The sequence below is a fragment of the Streptacidiphilus alkalitolerans genome (assembly GCF_042511045.1).
GTDB lineage: Bacteria > Actinomycetota > Actinomycetes > Streptomycetales > Streptomycetaceae > Streptacidiphilus > Streptacidiphilus alkalitolerans.
This window is the reverse complement of record NZ_JBHEZX010000004.1, coordinates 259,895-283,626: the sequence shown is the minus strand read 5'-3', so window position 1 is coordinate 283,626 and position 23,732 is coordinate 259,895. Positions and strand designations below refer to the sequence as shown.

Annotated in this window: 22 protein-coding genes and 3 tRNA genes; 13 read left to right on the top strand and 12 right to left on the bottom strand. The window is 72.4% G+C overall.

Going from position 1 to position 23,732, the window contains the following annotated elements:
* Positions 1-4: 4 nt before the first annotated feature.
* Both ACEZDG_RS10760 and ACEZDG_RS10755 read right to left on the bottom strand, forming a co-directional pair.
* Entirely contained in the window at positions 5-1,153 is a 1,149-nt protein-coding gene (locus ACEZDG_RS10760) for a dihydrofolate reductase family protein (RefSeq protein ID WP_380506118.1), read from the bottom strand.
* Positions 1,154-1,193: 40 nt separating this feature from the next.
* Positions 1,194-1,994: an alpha/beta hydrolase family protein gene (locus ACEZDG_RS10755; RefSeq protein WP_380506115.1), complete on the bottom strand. Its 801-nt coding sequence runs from the start codon at positions 1,992-1,994 to the stop codon at positions 1,194-1,196.
* Positions 1,995-2,167: 173 nt separating this feature from the next.
* Here ACEZDG_RS10755 and ACEZDG_RS10750 point away from each other — a divergent pair, with 173 nt between their 5' ends.
* Both ACEZDG_RS10750 and ACEZDG_RS10745 read left to right on the top strand, forming a co-directional pair.
* Positions 2,168-3,760, top strand: coding sequence for a CYTH and CHAD domain-containing protein (locus ACEZDG_RS10750; protein WP_380506112.1), 1,593 nt, complete (start codon positions 2,168-2,170; stop codon positions 3,758-3,760).
* Positions 3,761-3,785: 25 nt separating this feature from the next.
* Entirely contained in the window at positions 3,786-4,235 is a 450-nt protein-coding gene (locus tag ACEZDG_RS10745) for a YchJ family protein (RefSeq protein ID WP_380506109.1), read from the top strand.
* A gap of 160 nt (positions 4,236-4,395) precedes the next feature.
* On the opposite strand, the gene ACEZDG_RS10740 is transcribed toward ACEZDG_RS10745, so the two are convergent.
* Positions 4,396-4,749, bottom strand: a complete 354-nt coding sequence (locus ACEZDG_RS10740) for an SCO5918 family protein (protein WP_380506106.1) — start codon at positions 4,747-4,749, stop codon at positions 4,396-4,398.
* Between the two features lie 308 nt (positions 4,750-5,057).
* Between ACEZDG_RS10740 and ACEZDG_RS10735 the strand changes: the two genes are divergently transcribed.
* Complete coding sequence (locus ACEZDG_RS10735; protein ID WP_034088259.1) at positions 5,058-5,261, top strand: cold-shock protein; 204 nt, start codon at positions 5,058-5,060, stop codon at positions 5,259-5,261.
* Between the two features lie 130 nt (positions 5,262-5,391).
* Positions 5,392-5,997 (top strand): acyltransferase, encoded by a 606-nt coding sequence (locus ACEZDG_RS10730; RefSeq protein ID WP_380506101.1) that lies wholly within the window; start codon positions 5,392-5,394, stop codon positions 5,995-5,997.
* A gap of 15 nt (positions 5,998-6,012) precedes the next feature.
* On the opposite strand, the gene ACEZDG_RS10725 is transcribed toward ACEZDG_RS10730, so the two are convergent.
* Complete coding sequence (locus ACEZDG_RS10725; RefSeq protein WP_380506099.1) at positions 6,013-6,648, bottom strand: NAD(P)-dependent oxidoreductase; 636 nt, start codon at positions 6,646-6,648, stop codon at positions 6,013-6,015.
* Positions 6,649-6,767: 119 nt separating this feature from the next.
* Here ACEZDG_RS10725 and ACEZDG_RS10720 point away from each other — a divergent pair, with 119 nt between their 5' ends.
* The 3 genes from ACEZDG_RS10720 to ACEZDG_RS10710 all read left to right on the top strand — a co-directional run bounded on the left by ACEZDG_RS10720 (position 6,768) and on the right by ACEZDG_RS10710 (position 11,359).
* On the top strand, positions 6,768-7,415 hold the full coding sequence (locus ACEZDG_RS10720) for a TetR/AcrR family transcriptional regulator (protein WP_380506096.1): 648 nt from the start codon (positions 6,768-6,770) through the stop codon (positions 7,413-7,415).
* 204 nt (positions 7,416-7,619) lie between these two features.
* The gene (locus ACEZDG_RS10715; RefSeq protein WP_380506093.1) at positions 7,620-9,077 is read left to right on the top strand and encodes a ricin-type beta-trefoil lectin domain protein; all 1,458 of its coding nucleotides are present in this window, start codon (positions 7,620-7,622) and stop codon (positions 9,075-9,077) included.
* A gap of 35 nt (positions 9,078-9,112) precedes the next feature.
* Positions 9,113-11,359, top strand: a complete 2,247-nt coding sequence (locus ACEZDG_RS10710) for an RICIN domain-containing protein (protein ID WP_380506090.1) — start codon at positions 9,113-9,115, stop codon at positions 11,357-11,359.
* 55 nt (positions 11,360-11,414) lie between these two features.
* Here ACEZDG_RS10710 and ACEZDG_RS10705 read toward each other — a convergent pair whose 3' ends face one another.
* The 6 genes from ACEZDG_RS10705 to ACEZDG_RS10680 all read right to left on the bottom strand — a co-directional run bounded on the left by ACEZDG_RS10705 (position 11,415) and on the right by ACEZDG_RS10680 (position 15,907).
* A complete protein-coding gene (locus tag ACEZDG_RS10705) occupies positions 11,415-11,711 on the bottom strand; it encodes a hypothetical protein (RefSeq protein ID WP_380506087.1) in 297 nt (98 codons plus the stop codon).
* Between the two features lie 129 nt (positions 11,712-11,840).
* Complete coding sequence (locus tag ACEZDG_RS10700) at positions 11,841-12,191, bottom strand: type II toxin-antitoxin system PemK/MazF family toxin (protein ID WP_380506084.1); 351 nt, start codon at positions 12,189-12,191, stop codon at positions 11,841-11,843.
* The gene (locus tag ACEZDG_RS10695; RefSeq protein ID WP_380506081.1) at positions 12,188-12,448 is read right to left on the bottom strand and encodes a hypothetical protein; all 261 of its coding nucleotides are present in this window, start codon (positions 12,446-12,448) and stop codon (positions 12,188-12,190) included. The genes ACEZDG_RS10700 and ACEZDG_RS10695 overlap by 4 nt, the downstream gene beginning before the upstream one ends.
* Before the next feature lie 41 nt (positions 12,449-12,489).
* Positions 12,490-13,332 (bottom strand): transglutaminase family protein, encoded by an 843-nt coding sequence (locus ACEZDG_RS10690; RefSeq protein ID WP_380506913.1) that lies wholly within the window; start codon positions 13,330-13,332, stop codon positions 12,490-12,492.
* A gap of 5 nt (positions 13,333-13,337) precedes the next feature.
* The gene (locus tag ACEZDG_RS10685; RefSeq protein ID WP_380506911.1) at positions 13,338-14,309 is read right to left on the bottom strand and encodes an alpha-E domain-containing protein; all 972 of its coding nucleotides are present in this window, start codon (positions 14,307-14,309) and stop codon (positions 13,338-13,340) included.
* An 11-nt stretch (positions 14,310-14,320) separates the two neighbouring features.
* Entirely contained in the window at positions 14,321-15,907 is a 1,587-nt protein-coding gene (locus ACEZDG_RS10680) for a circularly permuted type 2 ATP-grasp protein (RefSeq protein ID WP_380506078.1), read from the bottom strand.
* Between the two features lie 81 nt (positions 15,908-15,988).
* Between ACEZDG_RS10680 and ACEZDG_RS10675 the strand changes: the two genes are divergently transcribed.
* The 5 genes from ACEZDG_RS10675 to ACEZDG_RS10655 all read left to right on the top strand — a co-directional run bounded on the left by ACEZDG_RS10675 (position 15,989) and on the right by ACEZDG_RS10655 (position 18,608).
* Positions 15,989-16,061: transfer RNA gene (locus ACEZDG_RS10675), tRNA-Ala, on the top strand.
* Positions 16,062-16,072: 11 nt separating this feature from the next.
* Positions 16,073-16,144, top strand: a tRNA-Ala gene (locus ACEZDG_RS10670).
* 22 nt (positions 16,145-16,166) lie between these two features.
* A complete protein-coding gene (locus ACEZDG_RS10665) occupies positions 16,167-17,516 on the top strand; it encodes an SDR family NAD(P)-dependent oxidoreductase (RefSeq protein WP_380506075.1) in 1,350 nt (449 codons plus the stop codon).
* 71 nt (positions 17,517-17,587) lie between these two features.
* A tRNA-Trp gene (locus ACEZDG_RS10660) sits at positions 17,588-17,660 on the top strand.
* 108 nt (positions 17,661-17,768) lie between these two features.
* On the top strand, positions 17,769-18,608 hold the full coding sequence (locus ACEZDG_RS10655) for a hypothetical protein (protein ID WP_380506073.1): 840 nt from the start codon (positions 17,769-17,771) through the stop codon (positions 18,606-18,608).
* A gap of 44 nt (positions 18,609-18,652) precedes the next feature.
* Here ACEZDG_RS10655 and ACEZDG_RS10650 read toward each other — a convergent pair whose 3' ends face one another.
* Together ACEZDG_RS10650 and ACEZDG_RS10645 are read right to left on the bottom strand one after the other, a co-directional pair.
* Positions 18,653-19,453, bottom strand: coding sequence for a heavy metal-binding domain-containing protein (locus ACEZDG_RS10650; protein ID WP_380506070.1), 801 nt, complete (start codon positions 19,451-19,453; stop codon positions 18,653-18,655).
* A gap of 26 nt (positions 19,454-19,479) precedes the next feature.
* Complete coding sequence (locus tag ACEZDG_RS10645; protein WP_380506067.1) at positions 19,480-20,934, bottom strand: MFS transporter; 1,455 nt, start codon at positions 20,932-20,934, stop codon at positions 19,480-19,482.
* Positions 20,935-21,230: 296 nt separating this feature from the next.
* Here ACEZDG_RS10645 and ACEZDG_RS10640 point away from each other — a divergent pair, with 296 nt between their 5' ends.
* A complete protein-coding gene (locus ACEZDG_RS10640) occupies positions 21,231-23,705 on the top strand; it encodes a lamin tail domain-containing protein (RefSeq protein WP_380506064.1) in 2,475 nt (824 codons plus the stop codon).
* Positions 23,706-23,732 lie beyond the last annotated feature (27 nt).

Genomic DNA, 23,732 nt, shown 5'->3' with positions numbered 1-23,732 from the left:
GGCCTCAGCCCAGCTCCAGGTAGGAGTTCACCGCCCGCGCCGCCGGGGCGAGTTCGGGGCACTCCAGCACGGTGATCCCGGCCTGCTCCAGCAGTTCCACGCCCTCGCAGTCGGCCACGAACAGGGCCGGCTCGCGCCAGGCGATGACCACCCGGCGCAGCGCCGAGGCCCGGACCAGCTGGGCGCAGGGCACCGGGTGCGAGGAGCGCCGGCTGCAGGGCTCCAGGGTGCTGTAGAGGGTGGCCGTGGCGAGCCGGGGGTCGGCCGGGTCCAGCTTGGCCAGCGCCGCCTCCTCGGCGTGCACCGCCGGGTCGCCCTGCTCCCGGGAGTGGCCCCGGGCCAGCTCGGTGCCGTCCTCGGCGACGATGATCGCGCCGACCGAGTAGGCGGTGACCGACGGCGGGCAGCGGCGCGACTCCTCGACCGCCTCCGCCAGCCAGTGCCGGTCGGCGGCGGTCAGCGGGGGCCGGCGCACCAGGTAGCGGAGCAGCGCGGTGTCACCCAGCATCCGGGTCTCGGCCAGGGTCATCCGGTGCCGCGGGTCCTGCGGGAAGGCCCCGGCCAGGACGAAGCGCGGGGCCGCGTCGTCGCCGACGAAGAAGGGCGCGACCGCGAGCTGGATCTCGTCGACCAGACCCGCCGTCAGGAACAGGGTGTGCACCGCTCCCCCGCCCTCCACCATCAGCCGGCCGACGCCGCGGGCGCCGAGGTCGTCCAGCACCGCGCCCGGGTCGAGCGCCGCGCCGGTGCCGACCACGTCGGCCAGGCCGTCCAGGCGTTCGGCCAGCTTGGCGGCGGCGGTGTCGGGGGCGTAAGCGACCTTGGCGCCGCCGTGGTGCCAGAAGCGCAGCGCGGGGTCCAGGTCGCCGCTGCCGGTCAGCGCCACCTTCAGCGGGTACGCGGGCAGCCCCCTCGCCTCCCGCTCGGCCCGCCGCTCGGGCGAGGCGACCAGCAGCCGGGGGTCGTCGCTGCGCAGCGTCCCGGCGCCGACCAGGACCGCGTCGCTGTCGGCCCGGAGCTGGTCGACCCGGTCGAAGTCCTCGGGCGAGGAGAGCAGCAGCCGTTCGGGGCCGCGGTCGTCGATGTGCCCGTCGATCGACATGGCGACGCTGAGCACGACATACGGGCGGCGGTCTGCGGAAACGTCGTTCATGAGGGCAACCCTGCCACAGCCGGCCGCGGTGCGGCCGGGCTCAACGGACGCCGACCGGCAGCCGGACCCCCGCCGCCTCGGCGATCAGCCGGGCCGTGGTCTCGCCGGCGCGCAGGGCGTGCTCGGCGGTGGCGCCCCGGCAGCGGCCCAACCCGCGGTCGTACTCGGCCATGACCACGCCGGAGTGGTCCGAGTCCGACTCGGTGAGGGTCACCGGCCAGTGCCGCCGGCGCAGTGCGGCGGCGAACTCGCGGGAGCGGGCGACGTCCACCACCGCGTCGGCGGTGCCGTGGTGCAGGTGGACCGGGATCGGGGTGGCGGCGGAGCAGGTCAGCTCCTCCATCACGGTGGGGTGCATCAGTTCGTCCTCGGAGCGGTAGTTGCTGCCGAGCCCGAGCACGGCCAGCGGACGCCAGCCGTCGGTGCTCGCCGCGGACGGCCGCAGCGCGGTCGCCAGCGCGGCCCGGCCGCCGAGCGACCAGCCGGCCAGCACGATCCGGCCGGGGTCGCCGCCGTACTCCACCGCGCGGCGGCGGGTGTAGGCGAGGGATTCGCGCAGCTCGCCCCAGCCGCCGTCGGCCGCGTCGGTGCGCCAGTCCGGGACCAGGACCAGCATGCCGTGCCCGGCCACCGCGGTGGCCAGCGAGGCCAGCACCGCCCGGTTGTCGGCGGGGCGGCCGTGCCAGAGCAGCACGGTGGGCAGCAGCGGCCTGGCGGGCAGCCCTTCGCCGGGCCGGCGGCCGCCGGGAGGCGCGGCCGGACGGTAGACGTCCAGCAGCTGCCCACTGGGGCCGTAGCGGAGGCCCCGCCGTACCGCCACGCGTTCCGCGAGTTCGTTCATGTAGACCTTCTCCTCCGCTGGGGCCCTGCTGAAACGCCGAGGCCCTGCTGAAACGGCAGCGACGGGACGAGCTTGCGGGGACGCACTGGTGCCCGAGCGTCCAGGAAGGACCTTGAGGGACGGCGCATGGCGGGCTCGGGCTCGGGAAAGGGAGGGGCATGAGGGCTGGACACATGGAGAAAGAACGCAAGTTCGACGGCAGCGGCGACGCGGCACTCCCCGTCCTGGACGGGATACCCGGTGTGGCGCAGATCACTGACGCGGAACCGGAGGATCTGGACGCCGTCTACTACGACACCGCGGACCTGCGGCTGCTGGCCCGCGGGGTCACCCTGCGCCGCAGGACCGGGGGACACGACGCCGGCTGGCACCTCAAGCTGCCGGTCGGCCCGGACGTCCGCAGCGAGACCCGGCTGCCGCTGAGCGCGGGCGCGCCGGGCCGGGTCCCGCGCGAACTGGTGCTGCGCACCCGGGCGCTGACCCGCGGCGGGGCGCTGACCCCGGTGGTGCACCTGCGCACCCACCGCCGCCGCAGACTGCTGCTGGACGGCCGGCAGCGGTCGCTGGCCGAGATCGCCCAGGACACGGTGTCCGCCCAGGTCCTGGCCGCGGAGCGGCTGCGGCCCAAGGACGCGGCGCCGCTGGTCCCGGCCCAGCGGGGCAGCGGGGCCGAACCGGGCCGCGGCGGCGGCAGCAGCACCGTGGTCACCGGCTGGACCGAGGTCGAGGCCGAGCTGGTCAAGGGCGGCACCGAACTGCTGGACGCGGTGGAGCGCCGCTTCGCCCAGGCCGGACTGCGGCGCTCCACCAGCCCGTCCAAGCTCGCCCGCGCGCTCGGCCGGCCGGATCCGGGCCCCGGCCCCGACGCCCCCGAGCAGCCGGCGCCCGGTTCGATCGGGGCGGCCGTGACCGCGCTGCTGCGCGAGCAGTCCGCCCAGCTGCTGGCCCTCGACCCCGCGGTGCGGGCCGACGAGCCCGACGCGGTGCACGCCATGCGGGTCGCCGTCCGGCGGCTGCGCAGCACCCTGCGGATCCACCGGCGGCAGTTCGCGGAGGAGCCCGCGGGGACGGTGGCCGCGGAACTGCGCTGGCTCGGCACGGTGCTGGGCGAGGCCAGGGACCAGGAGGTGCTGGGCGCGCTGCTGGCGGCGCAGATCGCCGAGCTGTCCGCCGAGGAGTGCCCGGGGCCGGTCGGGGAGCGGGTGGGCAGCCGGACCGCGGCCCAGTACCGCAGGTCCTGGAAGCGGGCCAGCAGCACCCTGGACGCCCCCCGCTACTACGCGCTGCTGGACGCGGTGGAGGCGCTGGCGGCCCGGCCGGGGCTGCGCCCCCGGGCCCGCGGCAGCGCGGTCGGCGCGTTCGAACGCACCGTCCGCAGCGAGCAGCGCCGGGTCGACCGGCGGATCGCCGGGGCCAGCGCGACCCCCGCCGGACCGGCCAGGGACGCGGCCCTGCACGAGGCCCGCAAGGCCGCCAAGCGGGCCCGCTACGCCGGCGAGGGCGCCGTCGCCTGCGTCGGCAGGCCGGCCCGGCGGCTGGCCCGGCGGATGAAGGCGGTGCAGGAGCTGCTCGGCGTCCGCCAGGACGCGCTGCTGGCCTGCGCGGCGCTGCCGGGCCTGGCCAGGACCGCGCACCTGGCCGGCGAGGAGGGCTTCGGCTACGGCGTGCTGTACGCGCGCCAACGGGCCGCCATCGCCCAGGTCGACCGCGACCTGCCCGCGGTCTGGCGCGCCGCCTGCGAGCGGAAACTCACCCGCTTCCGCTGAGTTTTCACTGAGGCACAATCGGGGCATGGCCCGACGCAGCAAGACCACCCCCCGGCGTGCGCCGTCCGCGCCGGCCGCCGCCGATTCCCCCTGCCCCTGCGGGCGCGACGGCAGCCGCTACCGCGACTGCTGCGGTGTGTTCCACGCCGGGACGGCCGCCGCGCCGACCGCGGAACTGCTGATGCGCTCCCGCTACAGCGCCTTCGCCGTCGGCGACACCGGCTACCTGCTGCGGAGCTGGCACTCCCGCACCCGCCCGGCCGAGCTGGAGCTCGATCCGGCGCAGCGCTGGGTGCGTCTGGAGGTCCTGGGCGCCACCGAGGGCGGGCCGTTCCACGTGGGCGGCACGGTCGCCTTCCGGGCGCACTGGAGCGAGCCCGGTCGTTCGGGCGTGCTGGAGGAGAACAGCAGGTTCGTCCGCGAGGGTGGCGCCTGGACCTACCTGGAGGCGCTTCCGGACACCCCTGGCGCCTAGGGGGTGTCTGACGGATCTCCGCGGCGTCGCGGCGCCCGGCACGCACGCTCGCCGCGTTGCCGAACCGCCCTGGTAGCTCCGCTACAAGGGCGCTCCGGCGCCTTGCGACCGCACGCACCGGACACCGCTCCTTCACCCGCGGAGATCCGTCAGACACCCCCTAGAGCTGCTGCTCCGGCGCGCTGAGCGGCCAGACCTCGGCGTCCGAGTCCAGCATCATCGAGGGGCCGCCGCCGAGCCCGGCCTCCGGCGCGGGGGCCGGTTCGGGCGCGGCGGGGGCGGGAGCCGGGTTGCAGGTGAAGCCGAGCCGCTGCATCGCCCGGACGACGTCGGCGGCGCTGAAGTCGCGCCGGTCCTGCTTGGTGATCATGGCTCCGACCTGCTTGATCGGATAGGTGCGCCGTCCGATCCGGACCGACTCGCCGGTGACGGGCTCGGCCTTCACATCCTTCATGAGGGCAACCACCTCGGGCGCCTGCAGATAGAAGGAGCAGCCGGCGATGGTGACGCGCATCGTGCCTCGCAGTCGGGGGAGGAAGGGGGTGGGGAGGACGTGGGGGGTGGCGTCCGCTGTCAAGCCTTGCACAGCGCGACCCGGACGGAAAGAACGGCCGGTCCGGCGCGGCGTGTGCTAGCTTGGAGAACGTTGCAGTTGTGGTTCCCATGAACGTTGTGTGCGCCTGCCGGGTTGTGACCCCAGGCGCACTTTTGTTTTTCCGGTCTTTTGTGTCACCTGTCGCATGCCGGAGCGGGTCGATCATCGCGGCGACTCGGATCCCGCACAGTGTGGGCTCCGAACTCTGCCCCATGAAGGAGACAGACATGGCTACTGGCACCGTGAAGTGGTTCAACGCGGAAAAGGGCTTCGGTTTCATCGAGCAGGACGGCGGCGGCGCCGACGTCTTCGCCCACTACTCGAACATCAACGCCCAGGGCTTCCGCGAGCTGCTCGAGGGCCAGAAGGTCGAGTTCGACGTCACGCAGGGCCCCAAGGGCCCGCAGGCCGAGAACATTCGCCCGCTCTGAATTGACAGGAAAGGCCCCCACCGCCCTCCGGGTGGTGGGGGCCTTTCTGATTTCTCCGGCTCGTGCCTCCGGCAGCGGATCGAACATCTATGCTCGCGGGACCACGTCTCACTCCGAAAGGCGTCCACGAGTGAATTCCAGGGTCCAACCCTCCGCCCAGGTCGACGAGCGTGCCGAGATCGGCGCCGGGAGCAGCATCTGGGACCTCGCCCAGGTCCGCGAGAACGCGCGGCTGGGCGAGAACTGCGTGGTCGGCCGCGGTGCCTATGTCGGTCCCGGGGTGCGGATCGGCTCCAATGTCAAGATCCAGAACTACGCCCTGGTGTACGAGCCGGCGGAGCTGGCCGACGGCGTCTTCATCGGGCCCTCGGTGGTACTCACCAACGACCACAACCCGCGTGCGGTCGACCCGTCAGGGAAGCTGAAGGGCAGCGCGGACTGGGAGGCCGTGGCGGTCACCGTCGCCGAGGGCGCCTCGCTCGGCGCGCGATCGGTCTGCGTGGCCCCGGTGCACATCGGCCGCTGGGCCCTGGTGGCCGCCGGGTCCGTAGTGACCCGGGACGTGCCCGACTTCGGCCTGGTGGTCGGGGTCCCGGCGCGCAGGATCGGCTGGGTCGGCCGGGCCGGCGTCCGGCTGGTCGAACGCGCGGACGAGCCCGGCGTCTGGGAGTGCCCGCAATCGGGCGCGCTGCACGACGAGAAGGACGGCGTCCTCACCGAGCGCACCCCCGGGTAGCGGTTCGCAGAGCGCCTAGTAGGCCACGCCGACCGGCTGCCGGAAGGTGGCCGGGTCGTCGACCATGGCCAGCATCGCGTGGGCGGTGTCGGCCCGGGAGATCGACATCCCCTTGGGCACGGCGCCGCCGACCACCGTGCGGTAGCTGCCGGTGGACGGCTTGTCGGTGAGCCGGGGCGGGCGGACCGAGGTCCACTCCGCCGGGCTGTCCCGCAGCAGCGCCTCCATCTCGGCGAGGTCCGCGTACAGGCTCTTGAGGACCACCCGGATCAGCGGGGTGCCGACGTAGCGCAGGAACAGGGACTCGCCGTCGGGGATCGGGGCCAGCGGAGCGGCGCTGACTACGACCACCCGGCGGACCCCGGCCGCGTCCATGGCCTGCAGCGCCCCGGCGGTCCCGGCGGAGGCGATGCCGACCGCCTTGCGCCCGCGCGGCCCCAGCGCGGACAGCACCGCGTCACGGCCGGTGACGAAGGGGACCAGGGCCCAGGCGTCGGTGGGGTCGGCGGTGACCACCCGCAGCGCCGGGTGCTCCAGCGCCAGCCTGGACTTCTCCCGGACCACCGCGGTGACGTCATGGCCCGCGGCGAGGGCCTGCCGCACGATCTGGCCGCCGATGCCGCCGGTCGCGCCCAGGACGGTGAGTTTCATAGCTGCTCCTCGCGGGGTACCACGTGCGGAAAAGGTGGGTGAGTACTTACTCACCCCTCTAGAGTGAGTATTCACTTACCCTTGCGTCAAGCCCCTGCTGCCGAGGAGACCGGACCCACGTGACGCGCAGCGCCTCCACGCCCCCCTCCACGCCCCCCGCCGCACCCACCCGCGAGCGGATCCTCGACGCCGGGTCGCAGCTGATGCGCACCATCGGGCTGATCCGGGCGACCACCAAGGAGATCGCCCGCGCGGCCGGCTGCTCCGAGGCCGCCCTCTACAAGTACTTCGCCGGCAAGGAGGAGCTCTTCGTCGCCGTGCTGCACGAACGGCTCCCCCCGCTCGGGCCGACCCTGGCCGAGGTGTTCGAGAACCCGGGCGACCGCAGCACCGAGGACTGCCTGGCCGAGATCGCCGCCCAGGCCACGCTCTTCTACGAGGCCAGCGCGCCCATCGCCGCCTCGCTCTTCGCCGACCCCGCGCTGATGCAGCGTCATATCGAGCACCTCCACCGGCTCGGCGTCGGCCCGCACACCCCGCTCACCGCCCTGGCCCGCTATCTGCGGCTGGAGCAGGACCGGGGCCGGATCCGCCGCGACACCGATCCGGACGCCGCCGCCGCGCTGCTGCTCGGCGCCTGCTTCCAACGGGCCCTGCTGGCACCGTTCCTGGACCGGAAGCCGGAGCCGCTGGAGACCTTCGCCGCGACGCTGGCCCGCACCCTGGTCGGCGGCCTCTCCGGCAGAACTTCGCCACTGCCGTCCTGAGCTGCCAGAACGGTCTTCTCCACCACAATGGTCTGCACCAATTGTGGGCCAGACCATTGACGCGGGCATGCGACATGAGTTCAATCAAGACTTGAACAAAGGGCGCAGAGAGCGCTCCCCCGGCGTGAGCGCCGTCGGCGGGCCCCATTCCCGCCCGTTCTGCGTACCCGGACGCACCCCCACCGTCCCCAGGAGGACACCGCCATGCCTCGGTTCAGCATGCCCAGATCCCGGGCCTCACGTGCCCGCGCCGCGCTCGTCGCGGCGATCGTCCCGCTCGCCTCGGCCGGAATGCTGCTCGGCGGCAGCACCGCCGCACACGCCGCCGCCAACCCCGGCCCGGGCTTCCCGGCCCACTACGCCGCGCCCTATGTCGAGACCTGGAACTCCGCCTCGGCACTGACCAACGCGTACAACGCCACCGGCAACAAGTACTACACGCTGGCGTTCATCATCAGCAACGGCGGCTGCAACGGCCTGATCGACGGCAACGTCTCGCTCAGCGACCCGGGTTGGACCAGCGCCATCAACACCCTGCGGGCCAACGGCGGCGACGTCATCGCCTCCTTCGGCGGGGCCTCCGGCACCGAGCTGGCCCAGGCCTGCACCTCGGTCTCCTCGCTCCAGGCCGCCTACAAGACGGTCATCGACACCCTCAACCTGACCAGGATCGACCTGGACGTCGAGGGCGGCCCGCTGGACGACACCGCCGCCAACGACCGCCGCAACCAGGCGCTGGCCAACCTGCAGGCCCAGTACGCCGCCGCGGGCAAGACCCTCTCGGTGGACTACACCCTGCCGGTGCTGCCGACCGGGCTGCTGTCGGACTCGCTGAGCCTGCTCAACAACGCCAAGAGCCACAACCTGAACGTCAACCTGGTCAACATCATGACCATGGACTACGGCAACGCCCAGAACATGGGCACCGCCGCCACCAGCGCGGCCACCGCCCTGCACACCCAGCTCGGCCAGATCTGGACCACCAAGACGTCCGCCCAGCTCTGGGCCATGGAGGGCAACACCCCGATGATCGGGGTCAACGACTCCACGGTCGAGGTGTTCAGCACCGCCAACGCGTCCACCCTGGAGAGCTTCGCCGCCGCCAACGGCATCCAGGAGCTGTCCTTCTGGGCGCTGGGCCGGGACCAGGCCTGCTCCGGCGGGTTCTCCGGCGCACCCACCAACTGCAGCGGCACCTCGCAGAGCCCCTACCAGTTCACCAACACCTTCAAGGCGATCACCGGCGGCGGCACCACCCCGCCCCCGCCGCCGCCGGCCGGCTCCGGCGCGATCACCGGATACGGCGGCAAGTGCGTGGACGTGGCCGGGGCCAACAGCGCCAACGGCACCGCCGTGCAGCTGTACGACTGCAACGGCACCGCCGCGCAGAGCTGGAGCGTCGCCTCCAACGGCTCGCTGCAGGCGCTCGGCAAGTGCATGGACGTCACCGCGGCCGGCACCGCCAACGGCACCACCGTGCAGCTCTACGACTGCAACGGCACCGGCGCCCAGGTCTGGCAGCACCAGAGCAACGGCACCCTGCTGAACCCGGCCTCCGGCAAGTGCCTGGACGCCACCGGGCCCAGCTCGGCCAACGGCACCCGGCTGCAGATCTGGACCTGCGCCGGCTCCGCCAACCAGCAGTGGAACCTCCCCAGCTGATGCCACGTCACCACCTACCCAGGAGCACCTCCACGATGGCACAACGACATGTGCGAGTGCGGACCGTCGCAGTCGCCGGAACAGCACTGTCGGCCCTGGTCGCCGGCGGACTGGCCTTCGGCCTCGGCCCCTCGGCCGGGGCGGCCACGCCCGCCGCCGTGGTCTCCGGGACCAGCTACACGGTCGTCAACAGCAACAGCGGCAAGTGCGTGGACGCCCGCGCCGCCGCGACCGCCAACGGCACCGCGGTGCAGCAGTACACCTGCAACGCCACCGCCGCGCAGAACTGGGTCTTCACCGCCACCAGCGGCGGCTACTTCCAGGTCGGCAGCGCCCCCAGCCCGGCCCAGGTGTGGGACGTCACCAATGTCTCCACCGCCGACAGCGCCCCGATCCAGCTGTGGGCCTACGGCGGCGGCAACAACCAGCAGTGGCTGCCGGTCGCCGAGTCCACCGGCACCTACCACTTCGTCAACCGCAACAGCGGCAAGTGCCTGGACGTGCCGGCCGCGTCCACCGCCGACAGCACCCAGCTGCAGCAGTACACCTGCAACGGCACCGCGGCGCAGTCCTTCACCCTGAACGGCGGCGGCACCACGCCGCCGCCCACCTCGCCCCCGCCGACGTCACCCCCGCCCAGCGGCGGCGCGCCGGACCTCGGCCCGAACGTGCTGACCTTCGACCCGTCGCAGTCGGCCTCCTCGATCCAGAGCCAGATCAACAGCGTCTACAGCTCGCAGGAGACCAACCAGTTCGGCGGCCAGCGCTACGCCCTGCTGTTCAAGCCGGGCACGTACAACGTCAACGTCCCGGTCGGCTACTACACCCAGGTGCTCGGCCTCGGGCAGAACCCGGGCCAGGTGACCATCACCGGCGGCGGCGTCAACGCGGACGCCCAGTGGGACGGCGGCAACGCCACCCAGAACTTCTGGCGCTCGGTCGAGAACCTCACCGACAGCCCGTCCAACGGGCAGGTCAAGTGGGCCGTCTCGCAGGCCTCGCCGATGCGCCGGGTGCACGTCACCGGCAACATGATCCTCTCGGACAACGGCGGCTGGTCCAGCGGCGGCTTCCTCAGCGACTCCAAGGTCGACGGCCAGGTCAACTCGGGCACCCAGCAGCAGTGGCTGTCCCGCAACGACCAGTGGGGCAGCTGGACCGGCTCCAACTGGAACATGGTCTTCGTCGGCGACACCAACGCCCCGGCGCAGAGCTTCCCCACGTACACCACGGTCGCGCAGACCCCGGTGGTCGCCGAGAAGCCGTACCTGTACATCGACTCCTCCGGCAACTACCAGGTGTTCGTCCCGTCCGACCGGACCAACGCCAGCGGCATCACCTGGGGCAGCGGCAACACCGCCGGAACCTCGCTGCCGATCAGCCAGTTCTACATCGCCAAGCCGGGCGACAGCGCCGCGACCATCAACGCGCAACTGGCGGCGGGCAAGAACCTGCTGTTCACCCCGGGCGTGTTCCACCTCACCAGCCCGATCAACGTGACCCGCGCCGACACCGTGGTGCTGGGCCTCGGCCTGGCCACGCTGGAGGCCGACAACGGCACCACCGCGATGACCACCGCCGACGTCAGCGGCCTCCGCATCGGCGGGCTGCTGTTCGACGCCGGCACCACCAACTCCCCGGTCCTGCTGCAGGTCGGTCCGACCGGCAGCAGCGCGGACCACTCGGCCGACCCGACCGTGCTGTCCGACATCTTCGCCCGGATCGGCGGCGCGGCGGTCGGCAAGGCAACCGTGAGCGTCCAGGTCAACAGCAACAACACCATCGGTGACGACTTCTGGCTCTGGCGCGCCGACCACGGCAGCGGAGTCGGCTGGACCTCCAACACCGCCCAGAACGGGCTGGTGGTGAACGGCGCCAACGTCACCATGTACGGCCTCGCGGCCGAGCACTACCAGCAGTACGCGGTGCTCTGGAACGCCAACGGCGGACGCACCTACTTCCTGCAGAACGAGCTGCCCTACGACCCGCCCAACCAGTCCAGCTGGATGAACGGGAGCACCAGGGGCTACGCGGCCTACAAGGTCGCCGCCAATGTCACCACCCATGAGGGCTGGGGGCTCGGCGTCTACTGCTACTTCAACGTCAACAGCTCGATCGTGGCGGACCACGCCATCGAGGTGCCCCAGGTCTCCGGGGTGAAGCTGCACGACATGGTCACCGTCTCGCTCGGCGGCGTGGGCACCATCAGCCACATCGTCAACAGCAGCGGCGGGCCGTCCAACTCCAGCAACACCGTGGCCGACCTGACCAGCTACCCGTAACCGACCGCGCGGAGGCGGAGGGCGGGCCGGCAGCAGCCGGCCCGCCCTCCGGCGTTCACCCGGACTCGTACTTCTTCATCCCGGCCTGAACGTCGTCGAGGTTCATCACCGGTACGAAGGCCACCTTGGCACCGAGCTGCTGGAAGAACGGCTCGGCGATCGAGGGAATGTCGGATGGCTCCTGCAGGTCGAACACCACGTACCCGGTGCGCTGCCCGTCCTTTGCCCCGAAGTACGCGGCCTCGGGGTGGATCCGGTCGAAGACCGACATGAGGATCTCGGGCAGCTTGCCGTCCGTGATCGACTTGTTCCCCTTCTCGGTGTCCATCTGGACCGTCATCAGTACCCGCATGGTCCTCACCTCTCAGGAACTGGACACACCCATGCCCGTACCCCATGCTCCTCGGGTCCCGGAGCAGCCGCATCCGGAGCGGGTATTCCGCATTTCCCGGTGTCAGCCGGTGAATTGGGACCAGAAGTCTCAGCGGACGTCGAGCATCCGCACCAGGACGGTACGGACCTCGGCGACCTCGTCCGCGGTCAGCCGGCCGATGGGCCGACCGTCGAGGCGACCGGCCGAGAGGGTCCGGACCTGCTCGGTGATCGCCCAGCCGGGCTTGCGCAGCGAGTCGATCCGGACATGGTGCTTCCAGCCGGGGCGTTCGACCGTGGTCAGCGGCAGCACGGTGACGAGCTGCCCCGCCGTCAGCGCGAGATGGAACGCGGACGACACCACGACCACCGGGCGCTTCTTGGCCTGCTCGCGCCCCTGGGTGGGATCCAGATCGGCCCACCACACCTGCCAGGGCTCGACCGGTACGGCCGGGCTCACGCGGCCGGCCCGTCCCAGGTGTCGGCGACCGGCGCGTCGGCCTGACCCCACTCCTCCGCCTCGCCCAGGTACTCGGCCCAGCCCGCCGGGTCGGCCTCCCGGTAGGCCGTCACCGCGGCGACGCAGGTGAGCTGCCAGTGCTCGTCGAGGAGGCGGTTGATGGTCTCGTCGGCCGTGGCCCGGCCATAGTCGTCGGCCGCCACCTGCATGACGCGTTCACGCGTGCTCTCGCTCACCCTTATCATCGCAGTACCCATACAGGACAGTATACAGTTCCGTATACACGTGGCAATCGGCGCTACTGGAGGCGGACGAACTCCACCTCCACCCGGGGCATGCCGCCGGCGGCGCCGCGGTAGACGCCCTTGTGCGGGGGCACGTCGCCGTACTCGCGACCGCGGCCGACCACGACGTGGGACTCACCGGCCCTGGTGCCGTTGGTCGGGTCGTGGCCGATCCACTCGCCGGCCCAGTACTCGACCCAGGCGTGGCTCTGCCCGGCGACGGACACCAGCGGGTCGGCGTCCGGGTCGGGGTGCAGATAGCCGGAGACGTAGCGGGCCGGGATGCCGACCGCCCGCAGCAGCGACGCGGTCAGATGGGCGAAGTCCTGGCAGACGCCGACCTCCAGCTCCCAGGCCTCCTGCGCCCCGGTGTAGACCCCGGTCGCGCCCTGGGTGTAGACGACGTGGCCGCGGACCAGCTCGGCGACGGCCGCCGCCGCGGTGTGCGCGTCGAGGCCGTCCGCGGCGTCCAGGGCCCGGGCGACCGGCTCGCCGCCCAGGGTGGTGCGCGGGGTGGCCGCCAGGAACTCGGCCAGCGCGGTGGACCCGCCCCGCTCCCGGATCTCCCGCCGGGCCGGCGGCACCGGCAGCGGGGCCGGCGGGGAGGTCTCGACCATGCTGGTGGCGGTCACCGAGAGCCGGGTGTGCGGTTCCGGCAGGTCGAAGACGGTCACTTGGGTGCCCCAGTAGTCCCAGTAACTCCAGGTGGGGGCAGCCGGGTTGACGGTGATCCGGGCGTCGAGCACGGTCTGCGCGGGGAGGGTGAGCGGGGTCATCCGCACCTCGTTGTAGGAGGAGGCGGCCGTCCCCTCGTACGCCGCTACCGTCTCGTGCCTGATCCGGAGCCTGCGGCCCATGTCGATCACGCTCCCTCCATCGACCACTCGACGGGTCCGTCGTACGGGAAGAACCGTTCGGCCACCGCCCGGGCGGCGTCGCCGCAGGCCTGCTGGAGGTCGCGGAGCAGCAGCGGCAGCCCGTCGGCCCCGGAGCCGCCGAGCTCCCTGGTGTCCAGGTACTCCAGCCGGGTGCGCATCCGGCCGATCGGCAGCCGGGCCGGGTCGGGACGGCCCCACTGGCCGCCGGACGGGACCCCGGCCAGGGCCGGGCTGCCGAGTTCGGCGAGGCAGTCCTCGGCGGTGGTGAGCGCGTGCAGCACCGAGCGCGGGAAGCCCCGGTCCAGCAGCAGGAACTCGGCCACGCCGACCTTGTCGCCGGCGGCGCCGTGGGTGCGCATGAAGGCCTCGTCGGCCCCGCTGGCGCTGAGCAGGGTGGGCCAGTCCGGCGCGTGCACGGCGGCCAGCACCCGGACCGCGAGCAGCCGGGCGGTCATGTCGACCCGCTCCAGGCTGCGGCCGAGCAGCACGAAGCGCCAGCCGTCGTCCCGGCTCATGGTGGAGTCGGCGAGCCCGAAGAACAGCGCGGCCCGGCGGCGGACCAGGCCGAGGTAGGCGTGCGGCCCGCTGCGCCGGGCGGCCAGCCGCTGCTCGGCGAGCTGGTGCCAGGTGGAGTTGAGGCACTCCCACATCTCGGTGGAGACCACCTCGCGGGCGGACAGTGCGTTCTCCCGGCCGGCCCGCAGGGCGCCGTCGATGGATCCGGCGCTGGAGGCGTCGAAGGCCAGCCGGTCCAGCACGGTGCCCATGTCGCAGGGCTTGCCCTCCTCGGCGGCCAGGCCGAGGATCGCGTGCAGCGAGCGGCAGGCGGCGTCCTCGTCGCTCCAGGGGTCCTCCAGCAGCCGGTGCAGGTAGGCGTCGAGGATCCGGGCGGTGTCGTCGGCGCGTTCGACGTAGCGGCCGAGCCAGAACAGCGACTCGGCGATGCGGCAGAGCATGGTGTCGGCGGTCACTGCTGCTGGGCCCCCTGTTCGGTGACGGAGGGTGCGCCGGGCCCGAACTGACGTGGCGTCACTCCGTCGGCCGCGGCGAACCCGTGCTGTTCGTAGGAGGGTTGTGGCGCGGCCGGCACGGCCTCGCGCGGGGCGCGCGGCCCGGGCAGCACCCAGGTGTCCTTGGAGCCGCCGCCCTGGCTGGAGTTGACGACCAGATTGCCCTCGCCGAGGGCGACCCTGGTCAGCCCGCCGGGGAGGAGCCAGATGTCGTCCCCGTTGTTGACCGCGAACGGACGCAGGTCGATGTGGCGGGGCGCCACCCCGTCATAGCCCTCGGCGGTGCCGGTGAGGGTGGGCGAGGTGGACAGGGCGACCGGGCGCTGGGCGATCCAGCCCCGCGGGTCGGCCCTGACCTGCGCGGCCAGCCGGTCCAGGACGGTCCGGTCGGCCTGCGGGCCGATCACGATGCCCTTGCCGCCGGCCCCGTCCACCGGCTTGAGCACCAGCCGGTCCAACTGGTCCAGCACCGCTTCGAGTTGGCCGGGCTCCTCGGGCCGGAAGGACTCCACGTTGGGCAGCGCGGGCTCCTCGGCCAGGTAGTAGCGGATCAGGTCGGGGACATAGGTGTAGAGCAGCTTGTCGTCGGCGATGCCGTTGCCGACCGCGTTGGCCAGGGTGACATTGCCCGCGTGCGCGGCGGAGAGGATGCCGGGGCAGCCGATCACCGAGTCCGGGCGGAAGTGCAGCGGGTCGAGGAAGTCGTCGTCCATCCGCCGGTAGACCACGTGCACCGGGGTCTCGCCCCGGGTGGTGCGCATCCGGACCCGGTTGCCGGAGCAGACCAGGTCCCGGCCCTCGACCAGTTGCACGCCCATCAGCCGGGCCAGCAGCGCGTGCTCGAAGTAGGCGGCGTTGGCGACACCCGGGGTGAGCACCACCACCACCGGGTCGGTGACTCCCTCCGGCGCGCAGGCCCGCAGCGCGCCCAGCAGCCGCTGCGCGTACTCGTCCACCGGGCGGACCGGCTGCTCGGCGAAGAGCGAGGGCAGCACCCGGGTCATCACCCGCCGGTTCTCGATCACATAGGAGACCCCGGAGGGCACCCGGACGTTGTCCTCCAGCACCCGGAAGCCGCCGTCCTGGTCCCGGACCAGGTCGATGCCGGCCACGTGGATCCGAACGCCGCCGGGCGGCTCGATCCCGTGCGCGGCCCGGTTGAAGTGCTGTGAGGAGTAGAGCAGCCGGTACGGGACCACGCCGTCCTTGAAGGCCCGCTGGTGGCCGTAGGCATCGGCGAGGAACGCCTCCAGGGCGCGTACCCGCTGCTGGACGCCCCGGACGATGGTGTCCCATTCGACCGCGTCCAGGATCCGTGGCACCAGGTCGAGCGGGAAGGGGCGCTCCTCCCCGCCGAAGGAGTAGGTGACGCCCCGGTCGGTGAAGGTCCGGGCCATCTGGTCGGTGCGGAAGCGCAGCTCGTTGGCGTCCAGCGACTGGAGGGCGGAGAAGACCGCTCCATACGCGGGACGTACGATGCCGGGCCGTTCGAACATCTCGTCCCACGCGTCCGCAAGCGTGTACGAGTCGAAGATATCCGCCATGACGTGACGGTAGGGGCGACCCGTTTCGTTGGAATGACGGGAACACTTCCGTTTGCGTACAGGTACGATCCTCGACAATGCCCGGACGTAGCGCAGAGGCAGGCGCGGTGCCTTCGCATGGCGCAGTACGCCGGTTCGAATCCGGTCGTCCGGGCAGTCGCACGCGGGACCGTAGCGCAGAGGCAGGCGCGCCTGCATGGCATGCAGGGCACGCCGGTTCGAATCCGGCCGGTTCCCACCGAACCACCAGGGGGGCGGAATGGACGGGCAGGTCGGCGCGGAGGAGTTGGAGGCCTACTCCCGCACCGTGCGAAAGCTGCGGGCCCTCCCGGTCGACGACCTGGTCCGGCTGCATGCCGAACGGGTCGCCGAGTCCTTTGTGAACGAGGGCCGACGCCGCCGGCGGCAGACCCGCAAGGACGGCATACGGGCCGAGGACGCCGCGGTCCGGGCGGCCACCGGCACCGGCGCGGCCGACCGCCGCGAGGACGCGCCGCTGGCCCCGGCCGCCGCCCCGGGCAGCAGCGTGGGCGCCTACCGGCAGTCCCGGCGCTGCTACGTCTGCAAGAGCACGTTCAGCACCGTCGACGCCTTCTACCACGCGCTCTGCCCGTCCTGCGCCGCCGAGAACCGGGAGCACCGCGAGGCCGGCACCGACCTCCGCGGGCGGCGCGCGCTGCTCACCGGCGGCCGGGTGAAGATCGGCTTCCAGCTGGCGCTGATGCTGCTGCGGGACGGTGCCGAACTGACCGTCACCAGCCGCTTCCCGCAGGACACCGTGCGCCGCTTCCGGGCCGCCCCCGGCAGCGCGGAGTGGCTGGACCGGCTCACCGTCGCCGGCATCGACCTGCGCGACCCGCGCCAGGTCCTCGGCCTCTGCGAACAGTTGCGCAGCGAAGGGCGCCCGCTCGACATCCTGGTCAACAACGCGGCGCAGACCGTACGCCGCGCGCCCGGCGCGTACGCGGTGCTGGCCGCCGGGGAGCGCGAGCCGCTGGAGCCGCACGGCCCGCGGCTGCTGGAGGCGCCCGGCTTCCGGACCGGACGGGAGCTGGCCCCGGCCCGCCGGGAGCAGTCCGCGCTGGCGCTGCTCACCGACGAGGCCGGGCTGCTGCCCGACACCGCGCCGGAGAACTCCTGGTCGGCCCGGCTGGGCGAGCTGGACCCGGCCGAGCTGCTGGAGACCCACCTGGTCAACGCGGTCGCGCCGACCCTGCTCTGCGACCGGCTGCTGCCGCTGCTGCTGGCCTCCCCGCACCCGCGCCGCTACATCGTCAATGTCACCGCGGTCGAGGGCCGCTTCGCCGTGCGCAACAAGACCGGCGGCCATCCGCACACCAATATGGCCAAGGCCGCGCTGAACATGCTGACCCGCACCAGCGCCGAGGAACTGGCCGCCCAGGGCGTCCACCTGTCCAGCGTGGACACCGGCTGGATCACCGACGAGAACCCGGCCCCGAAGAAGGCCAGGATCGCCGAGCACGGCTTCCGCACCCCGCTGGACATCGTCGACGGCGCGGCCAGGGTCTACGACCCGATCGTCCGCGGCGAGGCCGGCCGTCCGGTGTCCGGCGCCTTCCTCAAGGACTACCGCGTCGCCGACTGGTGACGCGGCATCAGCGCGACTTCGGCGGGCATGGCCCGGTCACCCGTTCCGCCGGTAGAGTCCCCAGCGGCGGCGGGGCCGTAGCGCAGAGGCAGGCGCATCGGTCTCCAGAACCGGAACACGCTGGTTCGAATCCAGCCGGTCCCCGTCGCTCTCCCCGTCTTCGAACAGCCCGGGCTCCAGCGGCTCCGGCCCGGCGACGGCGCCCGCTGTGGCGATCAGCTCGGGGAGTGTGCCGGTGAAGGTCGGCAGCAGTTGCGCGAGCACGGCCCAGGCCTCGGCGTGGCCGCCCAGGTGCTCCCGCACCTGCGGCGCCAGCAGCTCGCGGATCTGCACGCCCTCGGCCGTCCCGGACCCCGTGAACGCGCCCAGCACCATCAGCGCCTCGTGCGCGGACCGCCGCTCGACATAACCGCGGACGTCGGCCAGGACGCCCGCCTGCCGCAGCCGGTGGGTGAACTTCGGGTGGCTGCCGAACTGCTCGCGCAGCGCGGGCGGGCAGGTCAACTGGCAGGCCAGGGCCCAGCGCGCGTAGCCGGGCAGCGGGTCCTCCCGGTCGGCGCGGGCGACGGCGTCCCAGTCCCCCGGCTCCGCGCTGCCCGGCCGGTCGCGCCGCACGGCGCCGGCGAACTGCCGCGCCCGTGCCAGCTGCCGGGCCGCGCCCGCGGCCCGCAGCAGCGGCAGCAGTTCCTGGACCGGCAGCTCCTCGGGCAGGTCGAGGGCGGGGTGGTTCGGGACGCGCTCCCAGCTCCCCCGCAGGGACGGCGCCAGCGCCACCGGCTCGGTGCGGCCGGGACCGAACGGCACACCGTTCAGGATGTCCCGGCGGATCGCGTCGCCCAACTCGCGCACGTCGAACGCCACGGCGTTCCACTCCGGCTCGTCGCAGCGCAGCACCCACAGCCAGACCGCGAGCGGCGGCTGCGACCGCAGCAGCCCGCGCAGCCCGCCCGCCGACGCCGGCTTCACGCCGAGCGCGCCCAGCCGGGTCGCGGCCCGCCGTGCCTGCGCGGGCTCGGCCAGCTCCAGCAGGCAGGCCAGCGTCCGCCCGTCCCCGATCGACCCGTTCATGCGACGCGTCCCCCCTCCGAATGATCCGAAGGGTATCCAGCGGGCCGGACCCGGCGCACCGGGGATTCTCAGCGCAGCGGCATGGTCAGGTGCGGCTGGACCGGGACGGTGTCCGGGCGGATCCGGTTGACGGCGGTGCCGGTGGCCAGGAACTCCAGGGCGTGCTCCCCCCAGAAGCGGTGGTCGTCCACGCTGGTGCCGACGATGCCGTCGGCGCCGATCTGCTGGCCCTCGTACTGCATCCGGGACATCGCCAGTTCGCGGGCGTCGTAGATGGCCTGGGTGAACAGCGGCAGCTCGGTGTTCACCCCTGCCTGGGACAGGGTCTGACGGAGCGTCTGGTGCGCCACGTGGTAGACGCAGGTGCCCAGGACCAGGCGGCGCGGCAGCCAGCCGTGCTGCCACAGGGTCCAGAAGTCCTGGCCGGACAGCGAGGTGGTGAAGGGCTTGCCGTCCGGGTTGCGGTAGGGCTGGCCGTCGGTGCTGCGGATGGCGGTGCCGACCGCGACGAACTCGATGACGTCGCCGAAGAACTGGTAGTTCATCGGCCGGAGCACCACGCCGATCACCCCGTCCGCGCCGAGCTGCGCCGCCTCGGCCTCCATCCGCGACATCGCCAGTTCGCGGGCGGTGTACATGGCCTGGCTGAGGTAGCCGAGCTCCTGGCTGACCTTCCAGCCCGCGTTCTGCACACCCACGTGGTAGACGCTGCTGCCCATCACCATGCCCAGCGGCTCGAATCCGGCCTGGGTGACCAGGACGAACTCGTTCACCGAGAGGTCGGAGGTGAAGCAGGGCTTGCCCTGCTGGGACTGCACCAGCCGTCCCTTGGCGGTCTCGGGCAGCGGCGCGTACAGAGGTGTGGTCATGGGGCGCAGGATAGTGGGTGGCCCGCTCAGCCGGTGCGGGACGATCTGCTCTTCACGGGACTCATACCGGTCGGCACCCGGCGCACGGCGTCGCCCGCGCCGGTGCTGAGCCGCAGCGCCCCGGCCGTCGCGCCGAGGATGAGCAGGGCCAGCAGCACGAAGGCCGTCCCGTAGCTGACGGCCGCCGGCGAGAGCCCGGGGAACAGGCGGGCGGACGGGCCGGTGAGCGACTGGCCGATCCGCAGCGCCACCGTCGCGGCGACCACGCCGAGCCCGGTCGCGGTCTGCTGCTGGGTCGCGGCAAGGGTGTTGGCGTCCCGCATCAGCTCGGCCGGGACGTCGCTGAAGGCGATCACCGAGTAGCAGGTCAGGCCGAGCGAGCGGGTGGCCCCGCTGGCCGTCGCGACCAGGGCGATCACCGGCAGCGGGGTGCCGGCGGTGAAGAAGGCGCAGGCCACGACCGTGGCCGCCATCCCGGTGGTGGCGGTGAGCAGCAGCGGCCGGAAGCCGAAGCGGTTCAGCAGGTAGGTGGTGCCGGGCTTCATCCCGATGTTGCCGACGAAGACGAACAGCACCATCGCCCCGGACTTGACCGGGCTCCAGCCGAAGACGGTCTGGAACAGCAGCGGCAGCAGGAACGGGATCGCGCCGACCGCCACCCAGAACAGCGAGCCGGTGGTGGCCGAGGCCCGGAAGGTGGGCACCCGCAGGGTGCGCAGGTTCAGCAGCGGGTGCGGGGTGCGCAGCAGATGGCGTACCGCGGCGGCCAGCACCAGCAGTGAACCGGCCAGCACGGCCAGGGCCGCGGTGAGCCCGGAGCCGGCCGAGACCAGGTGCCCGGTCCAGGTGAGGCCGCCGAGGCCGGCGCAGGTCAGCAGCACCCCGGCCCAGTCCAGCGGCGCCGGGGCGGACCGCGGTTCGGCGGTGATCAGCCGCCAGGCGGTGGCGAAGGCGGCCACGCCCAGCGGGATGTTGACCAGGAACAGCCAGTGCCAGCTGAGGTAGGTGGTGATCACCCCGCCCAGCAGCGGCGCCAGCACCGGCGCCACCAGCGCCGGCCAGACCACATAGGCGATGACCCGGGGGATGTCCTGCTTCTCGGTCCTGGACAGCACCACCAGCCGCCCGACCGGGACCATCATCGCCCCGCCGACGCCCTGCAGCACCCGCAGCGCCACCAGTTCACCGAGGTTCCCGGCCGCCGCGCAGCCCAGCGAGGCCAGCGTGAACACCGCGATGGCGCTGAGGAAGACCCGCCGGACGCCGTAGCGGGCGGTGAGCCAGCCGCTCAGCGGTATCAGCACGGCCAGGGTCAGCAGGTAGGCGGTGACCACCAGGCCGACCGAGGTGGGGCTGGTGTGCAGCGAGGCGCCCAGCTGCGGGGCGGCGGTCGACACGATGGTGCCGTCCAGCATCTCCATGAAGAAGCAGCCCGCCACCAGCAGGGCGGTCCGGCGATGCCGCGGCGTTATCGAGGTCATGGCCCCAAGGCTCCCGCTCCGTTCGCCCGGGGTCCAGCCCGTCCCGGAGCGGCTGCTGACATACCGCCAGATAATGGACCATTTCGCCCCCGCGATCCACGCGCGTTGCCAATGCGCGTAGACGAAGCGCGTAGACCGGCTCCCACCAGTGACGATGAGTTGATCTAGAACTCGGTGGTTGCAGTATTCCCAAGTGACATGCAGGGTTCATCCAAGGCGTCCATGATGACTCCTGATAACGGCTCAGAACCCTCACTGAATCTCCGCCCAAGCCAGGTATCAGGTCTAGGAGGACCGTGTCCAGATCCCGTTCCCGCTCCCGAGTGCTGCTCGCCGCCACAGCAGCGGCAGGGACCATCGCCGCCATAGCGCTGGCCCCCACGGCCAACGCCACCTCCTCCACCGACGTCGTGGTCAACGAGGTCTACGGCGGCGGCGGCAACTCCGGCGCCACGCTGAAGAACGACTTCATCGAGCTGCACAACAACGGCAGCACCCCCGTCGACCTCAGCTCCTGGTCGGTGCAGTACATCTCGGCCGCGCCGGGCGCGACCACGACCTGGCAGGTCACCCCGCTCACCGGTGCCATCGCCCCGGGCGGCTCGTACCTGGTCCAGGAGGCCGCGGGCACCGGGGGCACCGACAGCCTGCCGACTCCGGACGCCACCGGCGCGGTCAATATGAGCGGCACCGCGGGCACGGTCGCCCTGGTCACCTCGCAGACCGCGCTGACCTGCAAGACCACCGCCGACTGCGCCGCCGACGGCAGCATCCACGACCTGGTGGGCTACGGCACCGCCATCGTCCACGAGGGCTCCGCCGACGCTCCGGCCACCAGCAACACCACCTCGGACTCCCGCAACGCCAGCAGCGCGGACACCGACCAGAACGGCACGGACTTCAGCGCCGGCACCCCGAGCCCGGCCAACTCGTCGAGTGTGCCGACCTCGCCGACGCCGACCCCGTCGTCCAGCGACAGCGGCACGCCCACCCCGACGCCCACGGCCACGCCCGGTCCGCTGCGGATCCACGACATCCAGGGCACCTCCTGGGTCTCCCCGCACAACGGCGACAGCGTCACCAATGTCCCGGGCATCGTCACCGCGCTGCGCACCACCGGCTCCAAGGGCTTCTGGATCCAGGACCCCAACCCGGACGCCAACCCGGCCACCAGCGAGGGCGTGTTCGTCTACACCTCCTCCGCGCCCACCGTCGCCGTCGGCGACTCGGTGCTGGTCTCGGCCAAGGTCTCCGACTACTACCAGCTGGCCTCGGGCGACACCCTGAGCACCACCTCCAACCTCTCGGTGACCGAGCTGGCCACGCCCACCGTCACCGTGCTGAGCAGCGGCAACGCCCTGCCCGCGCCGATCGTGCTGAGCGCCGCCAACGTCCCGGACACCTACGCGCCGGACCTCGGCGGGGCCAACATCGAGAGCACGCCGATCACCCCGGCCCGCTCGGTGCTTGACTACTACGAGTCCATCGAGGGCATGCGGGTCGAGGCCGACAACGCCCGCGTGGTCGGCCCGTCCGACCAGTACGGCGAGCAGTACGTCACCGTGAAGCCCACCGAGGCGGTGACCTACCGGGGCGGCAGCGAGCTGCTGGCCGAGAACGCCACCCCGAGCGGACGCCTCGAGGTGGTCGCGGACAACGGCAGCAACCCCGAGGTCAGCGTGGGTGACACCTTCACCGGCGCGACCGTCGGCACCATCGACTACTCCCAGTACGGCGGTTACGTGCTGGCCGCGTCGAGCCTCGGCACCGTGCAGGCGGGCAACCTCGCGCCGGTCGCGGCGAAGCCGACCACCAGCAGCAAGCAGCTCTCCATCGCCACCTACAACGTGGAGAACCTGGCCCCCGGCGACGCGGCCACCAAGTACCAGAAGCTGGCGTCGGGCATCGTCACCAACCTGGCGAAGCCGGACATCATCGCGCTGGAAGAGGTCCAGGACAACAGCGGCGCGACCGACGACGGCACCGTCGCGGCCGACCAGACCATCAACAAGCTCACCGCGGCGATCGTCGCGGCCGGCGGCCCGCAGTACAGCTACCGCTCGATCGACCCGGTCAACGACAAGGACGGCGGCCAGCCCGGCGGCAACATCCGGGTGGTGCTGCTCTTCAACGACGCCCGGGTCAGCTTCGTCGACAAGGGCGCGAGCACGGTCAACCGCTCGACCACCAGCACCCAGGTGGTCTCCAACGGCGGCAACCCGGACCTCACCCTCTCCCCCGGCCGGATCGACCCGACCAACCCGGTCTGGAACTCCAGCCGCAAGCCGTTGGTGGCCGAGTTCGCCTTCGGCGGCAAGACGGTCTTCGTGATCGCCAACCACTTCGACGCCAAGCTCGGCGACCAGAGCCAGGACGGCCGGTTCCAGTTCCCGGCCCAGTCCTCGGCGCTGCAGCGCTCGGGCCAGGCCCAGGTGGAGCACGACTTCATCCAGCACATCCTGGACATCAAGAAGAAGGCCGACGTCGTCGTCCTCGGCGACCTGAACGACTACCAGTTCAGCCCGGCCCTGGCCTCGCTGCGCACCGGCACCTCGGACGGCACCGGCCCGGCGATCCTGACCGACCTGATCACCACGCTGCCCGTCAACGAGCAGTACACCTACGACTACGAAGGCGTCTCGGAGGTGCTGGACCACATCCTCACCGCCCCGGGCATCACCGACCCGGTCTACCAGGTGGTCCACGTCAACTCGGAGTACGCGAACCAGACCAGTGACCACGACCCGCAGGTCGTCCAGTTCCGGCCGTAACCCGGTCGTTTCCCGGGGCGGGCGCCC